Here is a 15,677-nt window from a genome sequence, read left to right as displayed (position 1 = left end):
GGTCCCTCCCCCGTTCACGGGGGAGGGTCGGGGTGGGGGCACGACCGCCTTGCCCGCCAGGGCGACCGCCCTACCCGAGCCCCGCCATCGCCCGCGCCTCCGCCGGCGACACGCCCGATGCCCGCAGGTCGCGCAGGGTCGCCGCCTTGTCGCGCTTGGCCAGCCGCCTTCCGGCGGCATCCGTCAGCAGCGGGTGATGCGCGTAGGCCGGCTCCGGCCAGCCCATCAGCGCCTGCAACAGGCGGTGCAGGTCGGTCGCCGGCTTCAGGTCCGCCCCGCGCGTCACCAGCGTCACGCCCTGCGCCGCATCGTCATGAGTCACGCAGAGGTGGTAGCTCGCCGGCGCGTCCTTGCGCGCCAGCACCACGTCGCCGAAGCGCTCCGGCCGGCAGGCGATGCGGCCTTCGCCCGCCTCGTGGAAGGAGAGATCGGCCGGCGCCAGGGCCAGCGCGAGCGCCATGTCGAGGCGCAGCGCATGCGCCTCGCCGCCCGCGATGCGCCGCGCGCGTTCGTCCTTCGACAGATGGCGGCAGGTGCCCGGGTAGACGGGGCCGTCCGGACCCATGGGGGCAAGATGCGGGGCGGCGCCGCTCGCGGCGATCTCGCGCGCGATGTCGGCGCGCGTGCAGAAGCAGGGATAGAGCAGCCCCCGCGCCGCCAGCGAATCGAGCGCCTGGCGGTACTCGTCCAGATGCTCCGACTGCACCCGCACCGGCCCGTCCCAGTCCAGGCCGAGCCAGCGCAGGTCCTCGAGCATCGCTGTCGCGTACTCCGGCCGGCAGCGGCCGGGGTCGATGTCCTCGAGCCGCAGCAGGAAGCGCCCGCCCGCCGCCCGCGCGCGCGTCCAGCCCGCCAGGGCCGAATGGGCGTGGCCCAGATGCAGGAATCCGGTCGGGCTCGGCGCGAAACGGGTGACGCAGCGCAGCATTGCCGCCATGTCTGACGCCTACGAGGAAGGACACCGGGGAACAAGGCCATGCCCGAAACGCTCGACGGCCCGCGCTGGGGCCCGGCCGATGGCGGCGCGCCGCGCAAGCTCGTGGTGCTGCTGCACGGCCTCGGCGCCGACGGCTTCGACCTGATCGACCTGGCCCCCGGTTGGGGCAAGGCGGTGCCGGACGCGCTGTTCGTCGCGCCGCATGCGCCGGAGCCCTGCGACATGGCTCCGTACGGGCGGCAATGGTTCAGCGTGCAGGACCGCACCCCGGCGCGGATGCTGGCCGGGGTGCGCGTCGCGGCCGGGCATCTCGACGCCTTCCTGGAAGCCGAGACGGCGCGACTCGGCCTGACGCCCGGCGACGTCGCGCTGATGGGCTTCAGCCAGGGGGCGATGACGGCGCTCTTCGCCGGGCTGCGCCGGAACCCGCCGCCGGCCGCCATTCTCGCCTATTCCGGCCGGCTGCTGGGCGCCGAGGCGCTGCCCGCCGAATGCCGTGCCCGCCCGCCGGTGCTGCTGGTGCATGGCGAGGCCGACGACGTCGTGCCCGTCGCCGGCAGCCGGGAAGCCGAAGTGGCGCTGCGCGCGGCGGGCGTGCCGGTCGAATCGGCCTGGCGCCCCGGCCTCGCGCATGGGCTCGACGATGCCGGCATCGCGCTCGGCGGACTGATGCTGCAGCGGCATCTCGGCGCGGCCGCGTGACGGCGCGATGAAATGGCCGGGCGCCGCCCCGTCCACCCGTCCGGCATGAGTTGCGCTGCGGCGCGGCCGCTGGCATGAAGACACTGCTAACGCGGCGATGCCACAGGATATGGGGCCAGCCTGTCGTTTCTGGCCCCAGCGCTTGGGTGTCGCCCTCGGCATGAGGAGTGACGCTTGCCCGATGGCGGAGCCTTCGTCGGCGACAGGTCCTTCCCCGCGCTCGTCCTGAACGCGGATTTCCGGCCGCTCTCCTATTTCCCGTTGTCCGTCTGGTGCTGGCAGGACGCCGTGAAGGCGGTGTTCCTGGACCGCGTCTCAGTGCTGTCGGAATACGAGACGGTGGTGCACTCGCCGTCGCTGCGCATGAAGCTGCCGAGCGTGATCGCGCTGAAGGAGTTCATCCCGGCGGCGCGCCGCCCGGCCTTCACGCGCTTCAACGTGTTCCTGCGCGACAGCTTCGCCTGCCAGTATTGCGGACAGCCCAAGCCGACGCAGGATCTGACCTTCGACCATGTGATCCCGCGCAGCCGCGGCGGGCGCACCACCTGGGAAAACGTCGTCACCGCCTGCGGCCCGTGCAACCTGCGCAAGGGCAACCGCCTGCCGCGCGAATGCCACATGCTGCCCCGCCTCCCGCCCCGCCAGCCGACGAGCTGGGAATTGCAGGAGAATGGCCGCAGCTTCCCGCCCAACTACCTGCACGAGAGCTGGCGCGACTACCTCTACTGGGACGCCGAGCTGGAGAGCTGAGGCGGCGCCAGAGCGCCCATCAGGAAGAGCAGGATCCGGTCCAGCGCGACCGCCGCGCGGTCCGTGTCGGGCTGCGCCGTCAGACGACGGCCGGGCCGCGCCGGATCGGGGAACTGCGACCGGGCCTGCAATTCGCCGCCATCGATGTCCCAGCCGGACCCGGCGCCCCGCAGCACGTAGCGCGCGACGCCGCGCTCGGCGCCGCCGAGCGCGGCCACCAGGGCGCCGCAACCGGCGACCTCCGCTTCATCGGCGTCGCCATGCACCAGCAGGATGGGGCTGTGGCCCGATGTCGGCCGCAGCGCCGGGGCCCTGGCGAGCAGATCGGCGTCGCAGACCGGATAGAGCAGCACGGCGGCGCGCAGCGGCCCGCCATGCTGCGCCCAGCCTTCCAGCACCGCGCGCGCGCCCTTGCCGATGCCGATCACCGCCAGCCGTTCGCGGTCGAGCGACACGTCGTCGCTGAGCGCGGCGACCGCGAACTCCAGTCGGCGCCCGAGCGGCTCGACCTCGGGATGGGCGGGCGTGCCCTCATCCGCGAGCAGGCCGTCGAAATCGGCGTCGAACAGCGCGAAGCCGAGCGAAAGCAGGCGCTGCGCATAGAGCTCGTTGCGGCCATCGAGCGCGCTCTCGCCGTCGCCGAGCAGGATGACGGCCGCGGGCCGCGCCTCGCCGGGCTGCGGGTGGGGCACGGCCAGAATGCCCCAGGCGCTGTCGCCGAGCGGCAGGGGGCGGATGGCGGCAAGCGGCATGCCATGGCCGGGCTCGTGCATCGCCAAGCCGGCCGGCGGCGCCAGCAAGGGCGGGAGAAGCGCCAGCGCGCCGCCGCAGAGGCGCCGCAGGCAGCGCCGCAGGATGCCATCCGCCGAACCGCCCATCGTCATGCCCTCCTCGGCACCACGAAAGCCGTATCTGCCGCCCAAGCGCCCGCGCTGTGACCAAACGCACAGCCTGCACTATTCATTATATTGAACACTTTGCATTTCGTATCGATCGTCAAGGACACGATCGGGCCGCATGCGGGGCTCGTGACCATGCCGGGGCGCGCATGCGGCCGCGCCGGCGTTCTCCGCCTGTGCCGACGGGGCCCGCAGGAGCATGGTGCTCCGGTTCGGCTCCGCTGCCCCGGTTTCCCCGTTGCCGGCGCGTCCCGACCGACTGCCTGCATGGGCGCCTGCGCCGGTGCCCCTACTGGGACGCCGAGCTGGAAAGCTGAGGGGGCGCCAGCGCAGCCATCAGGAAGATCAGCATGCGATCGAGCGCGACCGCGGCGCGGGCATCGTCGGGCTGCGCCAGCCGCAGCTCGGCGGGGTTCGACGGATCGGGGAAATGGTAGCGTGCCTCGGGCACGGCGGCGTCGATATCCCAGGCGAGATCGGCGCCGCGGAGCACATGGCGCGCCACGCCCCGGTCGGCACCGCCCAACGCCGCGGCCAGGGCACCGCAATTCGCGGCCTCCCCGTCATCGACATCCCCATGCACGAGGAGGACGCGTCCGTGGCCGGGCGGCGGCCGCAGCGCCGGGGCCCTGGCGAGCAGATCGGCGTCGCAGACCGGATAGAGCAGCACCGCGGCGCGAAACGACCCGCCATGCCGTGCCCAGCGCTCCAGCACGGCGCGCGCGCCCCGGCCGATGCCGATCACCGCCAGCCGGTCGAGATCGAGCTGCGCCCGTTGATCCAGCGCGCCCAGCGCGAGCCCCAGGCGGCGCTCGATCGGCTCGACATCCGGATGGGTCGGGGTGCCCTCGTCGGCAACCTGGCCATCGAAATCCGCGTCGAACACCCCGTATCCCAGCGAGAGCAGGCGCTGCGCGTAGAGCTCGCTCCGCCCGTCGAGCACGCTTTGGCCGTCGCCGAGCAGCACAATGCCCGCCGGCCGGTCCCCTGCCTCCGGTGATGCCGGCAGCGACAGCAGGCCCCAGGCGGTGTCGTTCAACGGGAGGCCGCGGAGGACGCCCACCGTGCCGGCATGGTCCGGATCATGCATCGCCGAGGCCGGCGGCGGCGGCACGAGGAAAGGGAACAGTGCCAGAACGCCGCCACAGAGGCGCCGCAGCCAGCGCCGCAGGATGCCATCCGCCGAGCCGTCCATGGCCATGCCCTCCGCGGCAAAACAGCAGCCGTATCGGCGGCTCAGGCGCCGATGATGTAACCAAGCACACAACATGCGTTCCTTTGCATACGCAATAATTCGTGAATTGCATCGACCAGCGACGCATGGTTTCGGACTGGCGCGCCACGCGCGCGGATCGCGTCCGCGGATTGCGCCGCTTCGGCGTTGGCGGGCTGGCTCGGCGACCGTTCCGGCGGGTTCGGCCTGCCGCTGCTGGTCACCGCGGCGCTGGTGCTGGCGATGCTGCCGCTGCTCTGGCCGTTCCGCCGCCTGCGGCGCCCGAGAGACGCGCGCTCAGCGTCGCCGGCTTCGCCCCGCGCCGCGCCAGATGAAGCCCGCCAGCGCCAGCGCGTAGATCAGGTTCATCTGCGGCACGGTCAGCGGCAGCCAGGCGAAGGCATAGGCCGGATCGTCGCAGGGCTTGGCCGGCATCGCCGGCAGGCTGGCCAGCATGTCGTCCACGCTGCCGAGGGTCGCCGTCGGCGCCAGGCAGGCCGGCAGCGGGGAGGGCCACCAGCCGAACTCGACCCCCACATGCACGAAGGCGATGGCGCCCGAGGCCAGCACCGCCACCGCCGCCGCCCGCAGCGCCCAGACCCGCGCGGCCGGCGGCAAGGCCAGCGCCAGCAGCGCGATCGCCGCCGCCACCCAATAGGGCCAGCGCTGCCAGAGGCAGAGCGCGCAGGGCGCGAGGCCCGGCCAGCGCTCGCTGCCCATGGCGATCAGCGGCGCCGCGGCGGCCAGGATCGCGGCGATCAGCGGGAACGGCATGGTCCGAGGATCGCCCCGCCGGCGCCGCGCCGCAACTGGACCCCTCGGGGCGCCCCGCCTACCCTGCCGCGACCACCGCGGAGATCACGCCATGCTGCGCATCTGGGGCCGCACCAGCTCGTCCAACGTCATGAAGGTGCTCTGCCTGTGCGAGGAGCTGGGCATCGCCTTCGAGCGCATCGACGCCGGCGGCGCCTTCGGCCGCACGCGCGATCCCGACTACCTCGCGATGAACCCGAATGCGCTGGTGCCGACCATCGAGGATGGCGGCTTCGTGCTGTGGGAAAGCAACGCGATCATGCGCTACCTGGCGCGCACGCGCGCGCCGGGCGGCACCATCTATCCGCAGGATGCCCGGGCGGCCGCCGATTGCGACCGCTGGATGGACTGGCAGCTCGGCACGCTGAACCCGCCCATGACCACGATCTTCTTCACCTTCGTCCGCACCCCGGAGCCGGAGCGCGACCTTGCGGCCGCGGCGAAGGCGCGCGACGCGGCGGAGCGGCTCTGGGCGATGGTGGAGGCGAAGCTCGACGGCCATGACTGGATCTGCGGCCGGGACTTCACCATCGCCGACATCGCGCTCGGCATCTACGCGCATCGCTGGTTCAGCCTGCCGATCGCGCGCAGGCCGATGCCCGCGCTGGAGGCGTGGTACGCGCGGCTCAAGACGCGGCCCGGCTTCGCGAAGCACTGCGCCGGGCCGCTGAGCTGATTTTTCATGCCAAGGGCACGACGGTTTCACCTTCGTGCCCCGCATTCGCGGGGCGGGCCGCATGCGCGGCCTAGGCCCTCCGGGCCGCAGGGCGGAACTTCGTGCGCCGGGTCTCAGCGCGTCAGCACAACGGGCCAGTTGCGGTTCGCGGCGGCGATGAAGCCGGGGACGTCGCGCAGCCAGCGGCGCTGCACGCCGGCATCGTAGTTCACGTAGAGCTTGCCCTCGACGATGCGCCACTGCAGCGGATCGGCCGGCGCGGTGTAGCCCTGCGCGACCGCCCAGGCGCAGTAGCCGCCATATTGCGGCGCGTAGCGCGCGGGATCGGCGCGGAAGGCGTCGCGGTTCGCCGCATCGGCGAAGCGCCAGCGCGCGCCGCCCCACTCGGCCTCGAACCGCGCATCGCCGCGCACCGGGCGCCCTTGCGTGAAATAGGCGACGGGGTCGTAGCCGCGCAGCGCAAGCCCGTCCTCGGCGTTGATCTCCGGCTTCGCGGCGCGCGCGGCCTGCGGCGCAACGGCGAGGCCGATGAACAGCGCCGCCAGGCTGCGGCGGTCGAGACGGATGGCGGGGGTCTGCATGGCGTGTCCTCCTCGGCGGATGCTGCCCGGACTTCGCCGCACGACGCCGAACGGTTACGCCGGATTCATCGCGAGGCGCCGGGCACCCAGGCCACGTCGCGCGCGCCATTGCCGTTCAGCCGCCGCGCCAGCACGAAGAGGTGGTCCGAGAGGCGGTTGAGGTAGCGGATCACCGCGGCGTTCACCGGCTCCTCCCCCGCCAGCGCCACCACCAGCCGCTCCGCCCGGCGCACCACGGTGCGCGCGACATGCGCCTGCGCGGCACCGGGCGAGCCGCCCGGCAGCACGAAGCTCGCCAGTGGCGGGATCGCGGCGTTCATCGCGGCCAGCTCCTGCTCCAGCCGCAGCGACTGCGCGTCACTCACCCGCAAGCGGTCCGCGCCGATCCCGGGCACGCAGAGATCGGCGCCGAGATCGAAAAGATCGTTCTGCACGCGCGCGAGCATCGCATCCGCGTCGGCATCGCCTTCCAGCTGCAGGCGCAGCACGCCGATCGCGGCATTCGCCTCGTCCACCGTGCCGAACGCCTCCACGCGCAGCGAATCCTTGCGCACCCGCGCGCCGTCGCCCAGCGAGGTCTCGCCCGCATCGCCGCCGCGCGTCGTGATCACGTCGAGCTTCACCATCGTCATTCTCCCTCGAGGCGGAAGGTGATGCTGAGGGACACCGCCGAAAAGACCGGCCGCCCTTCCTGCCGCGCCGGCTCGAAGCGCCAGAGGCGCACGGTGCGTTCCGCCTCGCGGTCGAGCGCCACGAATCCCGAGGACATGACCACCGAGAGATCGGCCACGCGCCCGCCGGGGTCCACCTGCACCAGCAGCGTTACGCGCCCCTGCTCGCCGCGCCGCCGGCTGGCAGGCGGGTATTGCGGCGAGGGATTGCTCGCGCCGGCCGGACGCGGCGGCACGATGGCGCCGATCGCCGCGGCGGCGCCGGAGGCCATCGCGCTCGCCCCGCCATCGGGCAGCGGGCGGGCGGGTGGCGACCAGACCTCCCGCGTGCGGGGCGTGGCCTGCGGCGCGGGGCGCGCCGCAGCCGCCGGCACGGGCGGCGCCGGAGGGGGCGGCGGCGGCACCGCCGCCTCCTGCACCGGGGGGGAGGGCTCGGAAGGCGGCGGCGGCGCCACGCCACTGGCGCTGCCCGAACTGCTGGAGGACCTGCTGGCGGAAGTGCTGCCGCGGACGCTCGCCGGCGCCGCGTGATGGCGACGCTGCTCGGCGCCGCCGCGCTGATCCCCGGCGGCCGCCTGCCGCCCGAGGCGCCGGGGCGCGTGCTGATCCGCGCAGGCGTGATCGTCGCAACCGGTGCGGCCGCCGCGGATGCGGCTGATGCCGGGACCGAAAGGCTCGACCTCGGCGACGCGGTCCTGCTGCCCGGCTTCGTCAATGCGCACCAGCACGGCCGCGGGCTCTCGCAGGCGCTGCTCGGCTATCCCGACGACCGGCTGGAAGCCTGGGGCAATCGCCGACGCGCGCGCGGCGCGCCCGATCCCTTCCCGCTGGTGCGCCTTGCGGCGCTGCGCATGCTCGCCAACGGCGTGACCGCGACGCTGCATGCCAACTGGTCCTATGGCGGGGCGTTGGCGGAAGAACTCGACGCCACGCTGCGCGGCTATGACGAGGCCGGGATGCGCGCCGCGGTGATGATCGGCGTCGCCGACCGCGGCGCGCTGGTCTATCCGGGCGCGGTGGAGGAGGCCGCCTTCCTCGCCGGCCTCGATCCGCCGCTGCGCGCCCTCGCCGCCGCGCTGACGCGCCATCCCTTCCCCGCCACCGCCGCCGAAGCCGCCGCCATCCACGACCGGCTTGCCGCGCGCTGGTCCGGCCATCCGCGTCTGTCGCTCGGCTTCGGGCCGGCCGGGCCGCAATGGGTGAGCGACGCGCTGTTCGCCGAGACAGCCGCCGCGGCGCGCGAGCGGCATGCGCCGCTGCATTTCCACCTGCTGGAAAGCCCGGCGCAGGCCCGCGCCTGCGCGGCGCTGTATCCCGAAGGCACGCTGCGCCGCCTGGCCGCGCTCGGCGTGCTGGGAGGCAATGCCAGCGCGGCGCATGGCGTGTTCCTCACACGCGCCGACATGGCGGTGATGGCGGCGCATGGCACCACGCTGGTCGCCAATCCCGGCAGCAATCTCCGTCTCGGCTGCGGCGTTCCCGACTATGCCGCCATCCGCGCGGCCGGCGTGCCGGTCGCTCTCGGCGGCGATGATTGCGAGTTGCACGACGACCGCGATCCCTGGGGCGAGTTGCGGTTGCTGAGCACGCTCGCGGGCAGCAGGGCCGTCGCCTCCCCGCCCGCGCCGGGCGCCGCCGAGCGGCTGGCCATCGCCACCGAGGCCGGGGCGCGCGTGCTCGGTCTGCACGGCGTGATCGGGCGCATCGCACCCGGCTTCGCGGCCGACATCGTCGCGGTGGACCCGCGGGACGCGTCGGGGCCCTGGTGCGATCCGGACATGCCGCTGCTGGATCTGCTGATGGCCCGCGCCAAGGGACGCGACGTGCGCATGACGATGGTCGGTGGCCGCGTGCTCTATCGCGACGGCGCCTTCCCGCATTGCGACCTGCCGGAGGCCGAGGCTGCCGCCATCGCGACGGCGCAGCGCGCGCGCCGCCATCCCACCCGCGATCCCGCCCTCGTGGAGGCGCTCGGGCGCGCGCTGCTGGCCGCCTATGACGCGTGACGCGGCAGAAGTTGCACAAAGGCGCGTCAGGATCGGCGGGACGCCGCGCTGCTGCCGCGGCCTGGCGCTGGCACATGGCTTGCACCCACACTTGCGACGATGAACGCGCTCGCAGCCTCGTCCGCCAGCCGCCCGCAGGGACGCCTCCGGCGTCCTGGCCGGCCGCCGCGCGCGCATGGCCTTGCCCGCGCCCGCGGCCGGTGGCGACCAGCCGGCTGATCCCTTTGCCGTTGCGCCCCGCATGGGCCGCACGGTCGGTGAGCCGCACCCTGTCGTCACTGCCCCGAGGTTTTCCATGACTGCCATCGGTCTTGCCGCGCTGGAGCGCCAGGTCGCGCGAGAACGCGACATGCTCGCCTATCCCGCGGCCGACTGGGTCGTGCCCGCGCGCGCACCGGATGGCAGCGTGCCGCTCGATTGCGCGGTGATCGGCGCGGGCATGTTCGGCCTCGCGGTCGGCGGCCTGCTGCTGCGCGAGCGCGTGACCAACATCGCGTTGTTCGACGCCGCGGAACCCGGTCGCGAAGGCCCTTGGGTCACCTTCGCGCGCATGTCCATGCTGCGCACGCCGAAGGAACTTTCGGGGCCGGAGCTCGGCATACCTGCCCTTTCCTTCCGCGCCTGGTGGGAAGCGCAACACGGCGCGGAGGCATGGGAACGCATGTATCGGGTACCGCGCACCGCCTGGATGGACTACCTGACCTGGTTCCGCCGGGTGATGGCGCTGCCGGTGACGAATGGCTGGCGCCTGGTGTCGCTGCAGCCGGTGGGTGACGGGCTGTTCCGCCTGGGCTTCGATACTGCGGAGGGGCCTCAGACCCGCTACGCGCGCACCGTCGCGCTTACCACCGGCGCGATGGGCGCGGGCGGCTACGCGATACCCGAGGAGATCCGGCGGGGCGTGCCGGCCGAGCGCGTAGTGCATGCGATGGATGTGTTCGACCCGGCCGTGTTCCGCGCCAGGCGCGTGGGGATCCTCGGCGCGGGTGCCTCGGCCTTCGACCTTGCAGTCGTCGCGCTCGACCAGGGCGCGGTGCGCGCGGAGGTCGCGGTGCGCCGGCCGGAACTGCCGCGCGACAACCCGCGGCGCTGGATGGAGAATGCCGGCTACCTGGCGCATTATTTCGACCTGCCCGATGCGCAGAAGTGGAAGGTGACCTCCTACCTGCGCGAGATCGGCCAGCCGCCGCCGCAGCCGACCTTCGATGCCTGCCTGGAGCGCCCGGGCTTCGTGTTGCGCTGCGGCTTCCCGTGGGAGCATGTGCGCTGGACAGGCAGCGAGATCCTGGTGGAAGGCGGCGGCCAGCGCGCCTTCTACGACCAGATCGCGATCGCCAGCGGCTTCGTCTCCGACCTCGCACTGCGGCCGGAACTCGCGGCGGTGGTGCAGCATGCCGCGCGCTGGCGCGATCGCTACGTGCCGCCGCCAGGCGCCGAGGACACGCGCATGGGCGCCGCGCCCTATCTCGATCGGTTCTGCGCCTTCACCGAACGCGACCCGGGCAGCGCGCCCTGGCTCTCGCGCATCGTCACCATGATCAGCGCGGCGAACCTGACCCATGGGCCGGTCGCCTCCTCGGTCAGCACGATGAAATACGTCGCGCCGCGCATGGTGGAGGGCATCAAGCGCGCGCTGTTCCTCGACCAGCAGGAGGCCGACTGGACCACCCTGCTGACCGGCGAGCATGCCGAGCTCCGCCCCTTCACCCTGCCCGCCGCCAACCGTCCGGAGAAAGCCGCATGAACATCGTGAAGGTCACGCCACGACCGGCGACGCCCGAAAGCATCGCGCCCTTCGGCACGCTGATCGAGCCGGGCGAGGACGGCACGCCCTTCGGGCCCGCCGATGCGCCGCTCGCGCTGAATGCCGGCACGCCGCGGCTCTACATCATGCGCCTGCCCAATCGTGGCCTGGTGGTGAAGTCCATCACGCGGCACAGCAAGGTGACCCAGTGCCTGGCGGCGACCATGGGCCGGGACTGGTTCGTCTGCCTCGCCGCGCCGGTGGACCCGGACGCGCCGGAAAAGCCGGACCCTGCGAAGATCGCCTGCTTCCGCATCGGTGGCGACGTTGCGCTCGCGTTGAAGCGCGGCACCTGGCATGCGGGGCCGTACTTCGCAGCGCCGGAGCAGGACTTCCTGAACCTCGAGCTCGCGGACACCAACGTCACGGACCACGACACGGTGCGGCTCGACACCGAGTACGGCCTTGCCTTCGAGATCGTGCCCTGAAGACGCACGGCAGATACCCCTACAGCGCCATCGCGCAGCGCCCGGTCTTCGACTGGCCGAACGGCGCGCGGCTGGCTGTCTTCGTCGCGGTGAACCTGGAGGCCTTCCCCTTCGGCGAGGGCATGGGCATTCCGCTGGTGAACCCGGTGCCGGAACCGGACGTGCAGAATTTCGGCTTCCGGGACTGGGGCAACCGCGTCGGCGTGTGGAACCTGCTCGACGCGCTGGAGGAGCATGCGATCCCCGCCGCGGCGCTGCTCAACACCGCGATCTACGACCTCTGTCCAGAGGTCGCGGCGGCGTTCCGCGCGCGGGGCGACGAGATCGTCGGGCATGGCCGCACCAATGCCGAGCGCCAATGCGACATGGACGGCGCGACCGAGCGGGCGATGCTCGCCGAGTGCCGCGCCCGCATCGCGGTGGAGGAAGGCGCGCCGCCGCGCGGCTGGATGAGCCCCTGGGTGGCGGAGAGCAGCGTCACGCCCGAGCTGCTGGCCGAGGCCGGCTTCGACTACGTCATGGACTGGACGCATGATTGCCAGCCGACGCGGCTGGCGACGCGGTCCGGGCGGGAGCTGGTCACCGTTCCCTACTCCCGCCCGACCAACGACATACCGGCCCTGCACGCCGCGAAATGGCCGCCCGCGGTCTGGGCCGATGCGCTGATCGACGGCTTCGAGGAATCGCTCCGCCTGTCGGCGCGCTGGCCGTTGACGTTCAACCTCTCGCTGCATCCCTTCCTCGTCGGGCATCCCTTCCGCCTCCGGCATCTGCGCCGCGTCCTCGCGCATCTCTCGGCTGCGCGGGAGCGGATCTGGCTATGCCGCCCGGGCGACATCGCGGCGCATGCACGAGGCATGGCCTGAGATGGATTTCGAGTGGAGCATCTTCGTCGCCGCCCTTCCCGCGCTTGCCCGCGGCGCGGCGACGACGGCGGAGCTGGCGGCCATCTCGATCCTGCTCGGCCTCGTCATCGGCGTCTTCGGCGGGCTGGCGCGGGTCTCGGGGATCGCGCTGCTGAACGTGGCCGCCATCGCCTACACCACGCTGATGCGCGGAATCCCGCTGCTGGTGACGCTGCTGTTCCTCTACTACGGCCTGCCCTCGCTCGGCCTGCTGCTGGAGGCGAAGACGGTCGCGATCGTCGCGCTGTCGGTCACCAACGGCGCCTATGTGACGGAGATCGTGCGCGCCGGCATCCTCTCGGTGGACCGCGGCCAGCTGCGGGCGGCGCGCTCGCTCGGCATGGGCTGGCCGCTGGCGATGCGCCGCATCGTCCTGCCGCAGGCGATCCGGCGCGTGCTGCCCCCGATCGGCAACGAGGCGATCACGCTGCTGAAGAACACCGCGCTCGTCTCCGTCATCGCCATCCCGGACCTGCTCCGCGCGGGCACCGACGTGATGACCTGGCAGGCCAACACCTTCAGCCCCTTCGCGGGCGTGGCGCTGATGTACCTGATGATGACCCTGCCCCTGGTCGCGCTCGTCGCGCGGCTCGAAGCGAGGTGGCGCGTGGCATGAGGACGCTGCTGTTCCGCAACGCCAGCGTGATGCCCGGGGGCACGGACTGGTCGCCACGCCGCGCCGACATCCTGGTCGCCAAGGGGCGCATCGCGGCGCTCGGCGCAATCGGCGACGCCGGCGACGCCGAGGCGATCGACGCCTCCGGCCTGCTGCTGCTGCCGGCCTTCGCCAATGCGCATACCCACTCCCCCGAGGCGCTGGCGCGCGGACGGGCGCCGATGGCGCGGCTCGATGCCTGGCTTGGCGCGCAATACGCGGAAGGCGAGGATGCGCTGCCGGAAGCCGAGATCCGCCGCGCCATCCTGCTCTGCGCCGCGGAGGCGATCCGCGGCGGCGCCGTCCGCGTGACCGACCATTTCCGCCAGTCGCCGCAGACCCGCGAAACCGCCGCCATCGCCGCCGCCGCCTGGGGCGAAAGCGGCATGCGGGCGCGGCTTGCCGTGATGCTGCGCGACCTGCCCTCGCCCTCCGGCACGCCAACGATGGACATGGCCGGCTGTCTCGCCCTCGGCGAGGGGCTGCTGCGCGACCCGCCGCGCGGGGCGGAGATCGGTCTCGGCCCCTCGGCGCCGCAGCGCTGCTCGGATGGGCTGCTGCAGGGGATCGCAGGGCTGGTGCGCACGCATGGCGGCTTCATCCACCTCCATGTCTGCGAGACGGCGCTCGACCGGGCGCGCTGCCTGGAACGCTACGGCAGGCCGGCCGTGATGCATCTCGACGCGCTCGGCATGGCCGGCGCGCATGTCGAATACGCGCATTGCGTCCATCTCGACGACGACGAACTGGCGGGCATGGCCGCGGCGGGCACCACGCTCGTCCACAATCCGCTGGCGAATCTGCGTCTCGGCAGCGGCATCGCGCCGGTGGCGCGCGCGCTGGCGCGCGGCGTGCGCGTGGCCATCGGCACGGACGGCGCCGGCAGCAACGACACGCAGGACATGCTGGAGGCGGCGAAGCTCGCGCTGCTGCTGCCGCGCGCCGGGCGCCCCGACGCGGAATGGCCGACACCGGAGCAGGTGCTCGGCGCCGCGACGGGCGGCGCGGCTCTGGCGCCGGGCGAGCCGGCCGACCTCATCGCCTTCGACCTGGCGGCGCCGGCCTTCGTCCGCGCACGCCCCGAGGAGATCGCCGCGCGCCTGCTGCTCGCCGCCCGCCCGCGCGACCTGCGGCATGTGATCGGCGCCGGCGCCTTCCTGCTGCGCGACGGGGCGCTGGTCAGCCCCGCGCTGCGCGAGGTCGCGCCGTGAATCCCATCATCGTGCGCAACCTGCACAAATCCTACGGGGCGACGCTGGTACTGCGCGGCGTGGATCTCGAGGTCGCGCGCGGCGAGGTGGTGTGCGTGATCGGCCCTTCGGGCAGCGGCAAGTCCACGCTGCTGCAATGCCTCAACGGCCTCGAGCCCTTCGAGCATGGCGAGGTGATCGTCGCCGGCCAGCATATCGGCTGGGGACCGGAGCGCGGCGGCGCCCGGCGCCGCGTGCCGGAGCGCGAGATGACATTGGCGCGCCGGCGCATCGGCATCGTCTTCCAGCAGTTCAACCTGTTCCCGCACCTGACCGCGCTCGGCAACGTCACGGAAGCTCCGGTGCAGGTGCTGAAGCGGCCGCGCAGCGAGGCCGAGGAGCTTGGGCGCGCCCTGCTCGCAAGGGTCGGGCTGGCGCACAAGGCCGATGCGTATCCGGCCGACATGTCCGGCGGCCAGCAGCAGCGCGTGGCCATCGCGCGCGCGCTTGCGATGAACCCGGAGGTGATGCTGTTCGACGAAGTCACATCCGCCCTCGATCCCGAGCTCGTCGGCGATGTGCTGGCGGTGATGCGCCGCCTCGCCGATGACGGCATGACGATGCTGGTGGTCACGCATGAGATGGGCTTCGCGCGCGAGGCCGCCGATCGAGTCATCTTCATGGATGGCGGCGTGATCGTGGAGCAGGGCCCGCCCGAGGATGTGCTGGGCCGGTCGCGCGAGGAGCGCACCCGAAGCTTCCTGAGCCGCGTGCTGCGGCCCGAGACCGTCACCGCCTGAACAGGAGAGACCCGATGCCGACACGTCGCGCCATGCTGACAGCCACCGCCCTGCTGGCCGCCCCCGCGGTGCGGGCACAGCCTGCGGATGCGCTGGCCAAGGCGCGCGCCGCGGGCGCGCTGCTGGTGGTGGGCAATGGCGGCGCCTTCCCGCCCTTCGAATTCATGGAGAACGGCCAGCTCACCGGCTTCGACCGCGACCTCGGCGAGGAGATGGGCAAGCGCATGGGCCTGCGCATCGAATGGCAGGTGATCGCCTTCAACGGACTGATCGCCGCGCTGACCTCCGGCCGCGTGGACTGCCTGATCACCGCGATGGCCTGGACGCAGGACCGCGCGGACCGCATCGCCTTCTCCACGCCGTACTACAAGACCGGCATCGCGGCAGCGTACCGGCCGGGCCTGAACCTCGACAGGCCGGAAGATCTGGCGGGGCGCGTGGTGGGCGTGCAGGTCGGCACCTCCGGCGAGCGCTTCGTGCGCGACCTGCCGGCGGCACAGGCACCGAGGGAGATCCGCACTGACCCTGCCCCCTAATTGCCCTCGTTCATGAGCAGAGCCTGTTCTCCATTTGCCCCGATGCGGGGCGGGTTGCAAATGCGGCTGGGGTGAGCCCGTTCAGGCTCGTGTGCGGGCGGGCCGTGTTGT

At 72.8% G+C, this 15,677-nt stretch carries 19 protein-coding genes; 12 read left to right on the top strand and 7 right to left on the bottom strand.

Annotated elements, in window-relative coordinates; translation table 11 throughout:
- Positions 1–70: 70 nt before the first annotated feature.
- Positions 71–937 (bottom strand): tRNA glutamyl-Q(34) synthetase GluQRS, encoded by an 867-nt coding sequence (gene gluQRS / locus AC1MIR_RS19415; RefSeq protein ID WP_480029835.1) that lies wholly within the window; start codon positions 935–937, stop codon positions 71–73.
- Between the two features lie 39 nt (positions 938–976).
- Here gluQRS and AC1MIR_RS19410 point away from each other — a divergent pair, with 39 nt between their 5' ends.
- Both AC1MIR_RS19410 and AC1MIR_RS19405 read left to right on the top strand, forming a co-directional pair.
- On the top strand, positions 977–1,639 hold the full coding sequence (locus tag AC1MIR_RS19410) for an alpha/beta hydrolase (RefSeq protein ID WP_480029834.1): 663 nt from the start codon (positions 977–979) through the stop codon (positions 1,637–1,639).
- A 174-nt stretch (positions 1,640–1,813) separates the two neighbouring features.
- Positions 1,814–2,389 carry an HNH endonuclease gene (locus AC1MIR_RS19405; RefSeq protein ID WP_480029833.1) on the top strand — a complete coding sequence of 192 codons (576 nt, stop codon included), beginning with the start codon at positions 1,814–1,816 and terminating at the stop codon, positions 2,387–2,389.
- Here AC1MIR_RS19405 and AC1MIR_RS19400 read toward each other — a convergent pair.
- The 3 genes from AC1MIR_RS19400 to AC1MIR_RS19390 all read right to left on the bottom strand — a co-directional run bounded on the left by AC1MIR_RS19400 (position 2,362) and on the right by AC1MIR_RS19390 (position 5,275).
- Complete coding sequence (locus AC1MIR_RS19400; RefSeq protein WP_480029832.1) at positions 2,362–3,267, bottom strand: dienelactone hydrolase family protein; 906 nt, start codon at positions 3,265–3,267, stop codon at positions 2,362–2,364. The two genes, AC1MIR_RS19405 and AC1MIR_RS19400, sit on opposite strands and share 28 nt — an antisense overlap.
- A gap of 310 nt (positions 3,268–3,577) precedes the next feature.
- Positions 3,578–4,483, bottom strand: coding sequence for an alpha/beta hydrolase family protein (locus AC1MIR_RS19395; RefSeq protein WP_480029831.1), 906 nt, complete (start codon positions 4,481–4,483; stop codon positions 3,578–3,580).
- Between the two features lie 315 nt (positions 4,484–4,798).
- Positions 4,799–5,275 carry a disulfide bond formation protein B gene (locus tag AC1MIR_RS19390; protein WP_480029830.1) on the bottom strand — a complete coding sequence of 159 codons (477 nt, stop codon included), beginning with the start codon at positions 5,273–5,275 and terminating at the stop codon, positions 4,799–4,801.
- A gap of 91 nt (positions 5,276–5,366) precedes the next feature.
- Here AC1MIR_RS19390 and AC1MIR_RS19385 point away from each other — a divergent pair, with 91 nt between their 5' ends.
- On the top strand, positions 5,367–5,990 hold the full coding sequence (locus AC1MIR_RS19385; protein WP_480029829.1) for a glutathione S-transferase family protein: 624 nt from the start codon (positions 5,367–5,369) through the stop codon (positions 5,988–5,990).
- 113 nt (positions 5,991–6,103) lie between these two features.
- Here the strand turns inward: AC1MIR_RS19385 and AC1MIR_RS19380 are convergent, their stop codons facing one another.
- From AC1MIR_RS19380 to AC1MIR_RS19370, 3 genes are all read right to left on the bottom strand, one after another.
- Entirely contained in the window at positions 6,104–6,571 is a 468-nt protein-coding gene (locus tag AC1MIR_RS19380; RefSeq protein WP_480029828.1) for a YHS domain-containing (seleno)protein, read from the bottom strand.
- 65 nt (positions 6,572–6,636) lie between these two features.
- On the bottom strand, positions 6,637–7,197 hold the full coding sequence (locus AC1MIR_RS19375; protein WP_480029827.1) for a cob(I)yrinic acid a,c-diamide adenosyltransferase: 561 nt from the start codon (positions 7,195–7,197) through the stop codon (positions 6,637–6,639).
- Between the two features lie 2 nt (positions 7,198–7,199).
- Complete coding sequence (locus AC1MIR_RS19370) at positions 7,200–7,478, bottom strand: energy transducer TonB (RefSeq protein WP_480029826.1); 279 nt, start codon at positions 7,476–7,478, stop codon at positions 7,200–7,202.
- A gap of 1 nt (position 7,479) precedes the next feature.
- On the opposite strand from AC1MIR_RS19370, the gene AC1MIR_RS19365 reads away from it, so the two are divergent.
- The 9 genes from AC1MIR_RS19365 to AC1MIR_RS19325 all read left to right on the top strand — a co-directional run bounded on the left by AC1MIR_RS19365 (position 7,480) and on the right by AC1MIR_RS19325 (position 15,566).
- Positions 7,480–7,773: a hypothetical protein gene (locus AC1MIR_RS19365; protein WP_480029825.1), complete on the top strand. Its 294-nt coding sequence runs from the start codon at positions 7,480–7,482 to the stop codon at positions 7,771–7,773.
- Positions 7,773–9,248, top strand: a complete 1,476-nt coding sequence (locus AC1MIR_RS19360; protein WP_480029824.1) for an amidohydrolase family protein — start codon at positions 7,773–7,775, stop codon at positions 9,246–9,248. Before AC1MIR_RS19365 ends, AC1MIR_RS19360 begins: the two co-directional genes overlap by 1 nt.
- Before the next feature lie 295 nt (positions 9,249–9,543).
- Positions 9,544–10,992 (top strand): FAD/NAD(P)-binding protein, encoded by a 1,449-nt coding sequence (locus tag AC1MIR_RS19355; RefSeq protein WP_480029823.1) that lies wholly within the window; start codon positions 9,544–9,546, stop codon positions 10,990–10,992.
- Complete coding sequence (locus tag AC1MIR_RS19350; RefSeq protein ID WP_480029822.1) at positions 10,989–11,480, top strand: ureidoglycolate lyase; 492 nt, start codon at positions 10,989–10,991, stop codon at positions 11,478–11,480. The genes AC1MIR_RS19355 and AC1MIR_RS19350 overlap by 4 nt, the downstream gene beginning before the upstream one ends.
- Before the next feature lie 89 nt (positions 11,481–11,569).
- On the top strand, positions 11,570–12,346 hold the full coding sequence (locus AC1MIR_RS19345; protein WP_480029821.1) for a polysaccharide deacetylase family protein: 777 nt from the start codon (positions 11,570–11,572) through the stop codon (positions 12,344–12,346).
- Between the two features lies 1 nt (position 12,347).
- Positions 12,348–13,001, top strand: coding sequence for an amino acid ABC transporter permease (locus tag AC1MIR_RS19340; RefSeq protein ID WP_480029820.1), 654 nt, complete (start codon positions 12,348–12,350; stop codon positions 12,999–13,001).
- On the top strand, positions 12,998–14,251 hold the full coding sequence (locus tag AC1MIR_RS19335) for an amidohydrolase family protein (protein ID WP_480029819.1): 1,254 nt from the start codon (positions 12,998–13,000) through the stop codon (positions 14,249–14,251). Before AC1MIR_RS19340 ends, AC1MIR_RS19335 begins: the two co-directional genes overlap by 4 nt.
- Positions 14,248–15,030, top strand: coding sequence for an amino acid ABC transporter ATP-binding protein (locus AC1MIR_RS19330; protein ID WP_480029818.1), 783 nt, complete (start codon positions 14,248–14,250; stop codon positions 15,028–15,030). Before AC1MIR_RS19335 ends, AC1MIR_RS19330 begins: the two co-directional genes overlap by 4 nt.
- Before the next feature lie 14 nt (positions 15,031–15,044).
- Positions 15,045–15,566 (top strand): ABC transporter substrate-binding protein, encoded by a 522-nt coding sequence (locus tag AC1MIR_RS19325; RefSeq protein ID WP_480029817.1) that lies wholly within the window; start codon positions 15,045–15,047, stop codon positions 15,564–15,566.
- Positions 15,567–15,677: the final 111 nt, after the last annotated feature.

Source organism: Falsiroseomonas sp. RANM36 (genome assembly GCF_056682175.1).
Note: the sequence above shows the minus strand (reverse complement) of the source record. Positions and strands in the feature narration are given on the sequence as shown.

Coding starts and splice junctions, on each gene's coding strand:
- gluQRS (WP_480029835.1), bottom strand. CDS start 937: ATGGCGGCAATGCTGCGCTGCGTCACCCGTTTCGCGCCGAGCCCGACC.
- AC1MIR_RS19410 (WP_480029834.1), top strand. CDS start 977: ATGCCCGAAACGCTCGACGGCCCGCGCTGGGGCCCGGCCGATGGCGGC.
- AC1MIR_RS19400 (WP_480029832.1), bottom strand. CDS start 3,267: ATGGGCGGTTCGGCGGATGGCATCCTGCGGCGCTGCCTGCGGCGCCTC.
- AC1MIR_RS19395 (WP_480029831.1), bottom strand. CDS start 4,483: ATGGACGGCTCGGCGGATGGCATCCTGCGGCGCTGGCTGCGGCGCCTC.
- AC1MIR_RS19390 (WP_480029830.1), bottom strand. CDS start 5,275: ATGCCGTTCCCGCTGATCGCCGCGATCCTGGCCGCCGCGGCGCCGCTG.
- AC1MIR_RS19385 (WP_480029829.1), top strand. CDS start 5,367: ATGCTGCGCATCTGGGGCCGCACCAGCTCGTCCAACGTCATGAAGGTG.
- AC1MIR_RS19380 (WP_480029828.1), bottom strand. CDS start 6,571: ATGCAGACCCCCGCCATCCGTCTCGACCGCCGCAGCCTGGCGGCGCTG.
- AC1MIR_RS19375 (WP_480029827.1), bottom strand. CDS start 7,197: ATGGTGAAGCTCGACGTGATCACGACGCGCGGCGGCGATGCGGGCGAG.
- AC1MIR_RS19365 (WP_480029825.1), top strand. CDS start 7,480: ATGGCGCCGATCGCCGCGGCGGCGCCGGAGGCCATCGCGCTCGCCCCG.
- AC1MIR_RS19360 (WP_480029824.1), top strand. CDS start 7,773: ATGGCGACGCTGCTCGGCGCCGCCGCGCTGATCCCCGGCGGCCGCCTG.
- AC1MIR_RS19355 (WP_480029823.1), top strand. CDS start 9,544: ATGACTGCCATCGGTCTTGCCGCGCTGGAGCGCCAGGTCGCGCGAGAA.
- AC1MIR_RS19350 (WP_480029822.1), top strand. CDS start 10,989: ATGAACATCGTGAAGGTCACGCCACGACCGGCGACGCCCGAAAGCATC.
- AC1MIR_RS19340 (WP_480029820.1), top strand. CDS start 12,348: ATGGATTTCGAGTGGAGCATCTTCGTCGCCGCCCTTCCCGCGCTTGCC.
- AC1MIR_RS19335 (WP_480029819.1), top strand. CDS start 12,998: ATGAGGACGCTGCTGTTCCGCAACGCCAGCGTGATGCCCGGGGGCACG.
- AC1MIR_RS19325 (WP_480029817.1), top strand. CDS start 15,045: ATGCCGACACGTCGCGCCATGCTGACAGCCACCGCCCTGCTGGCCGCC.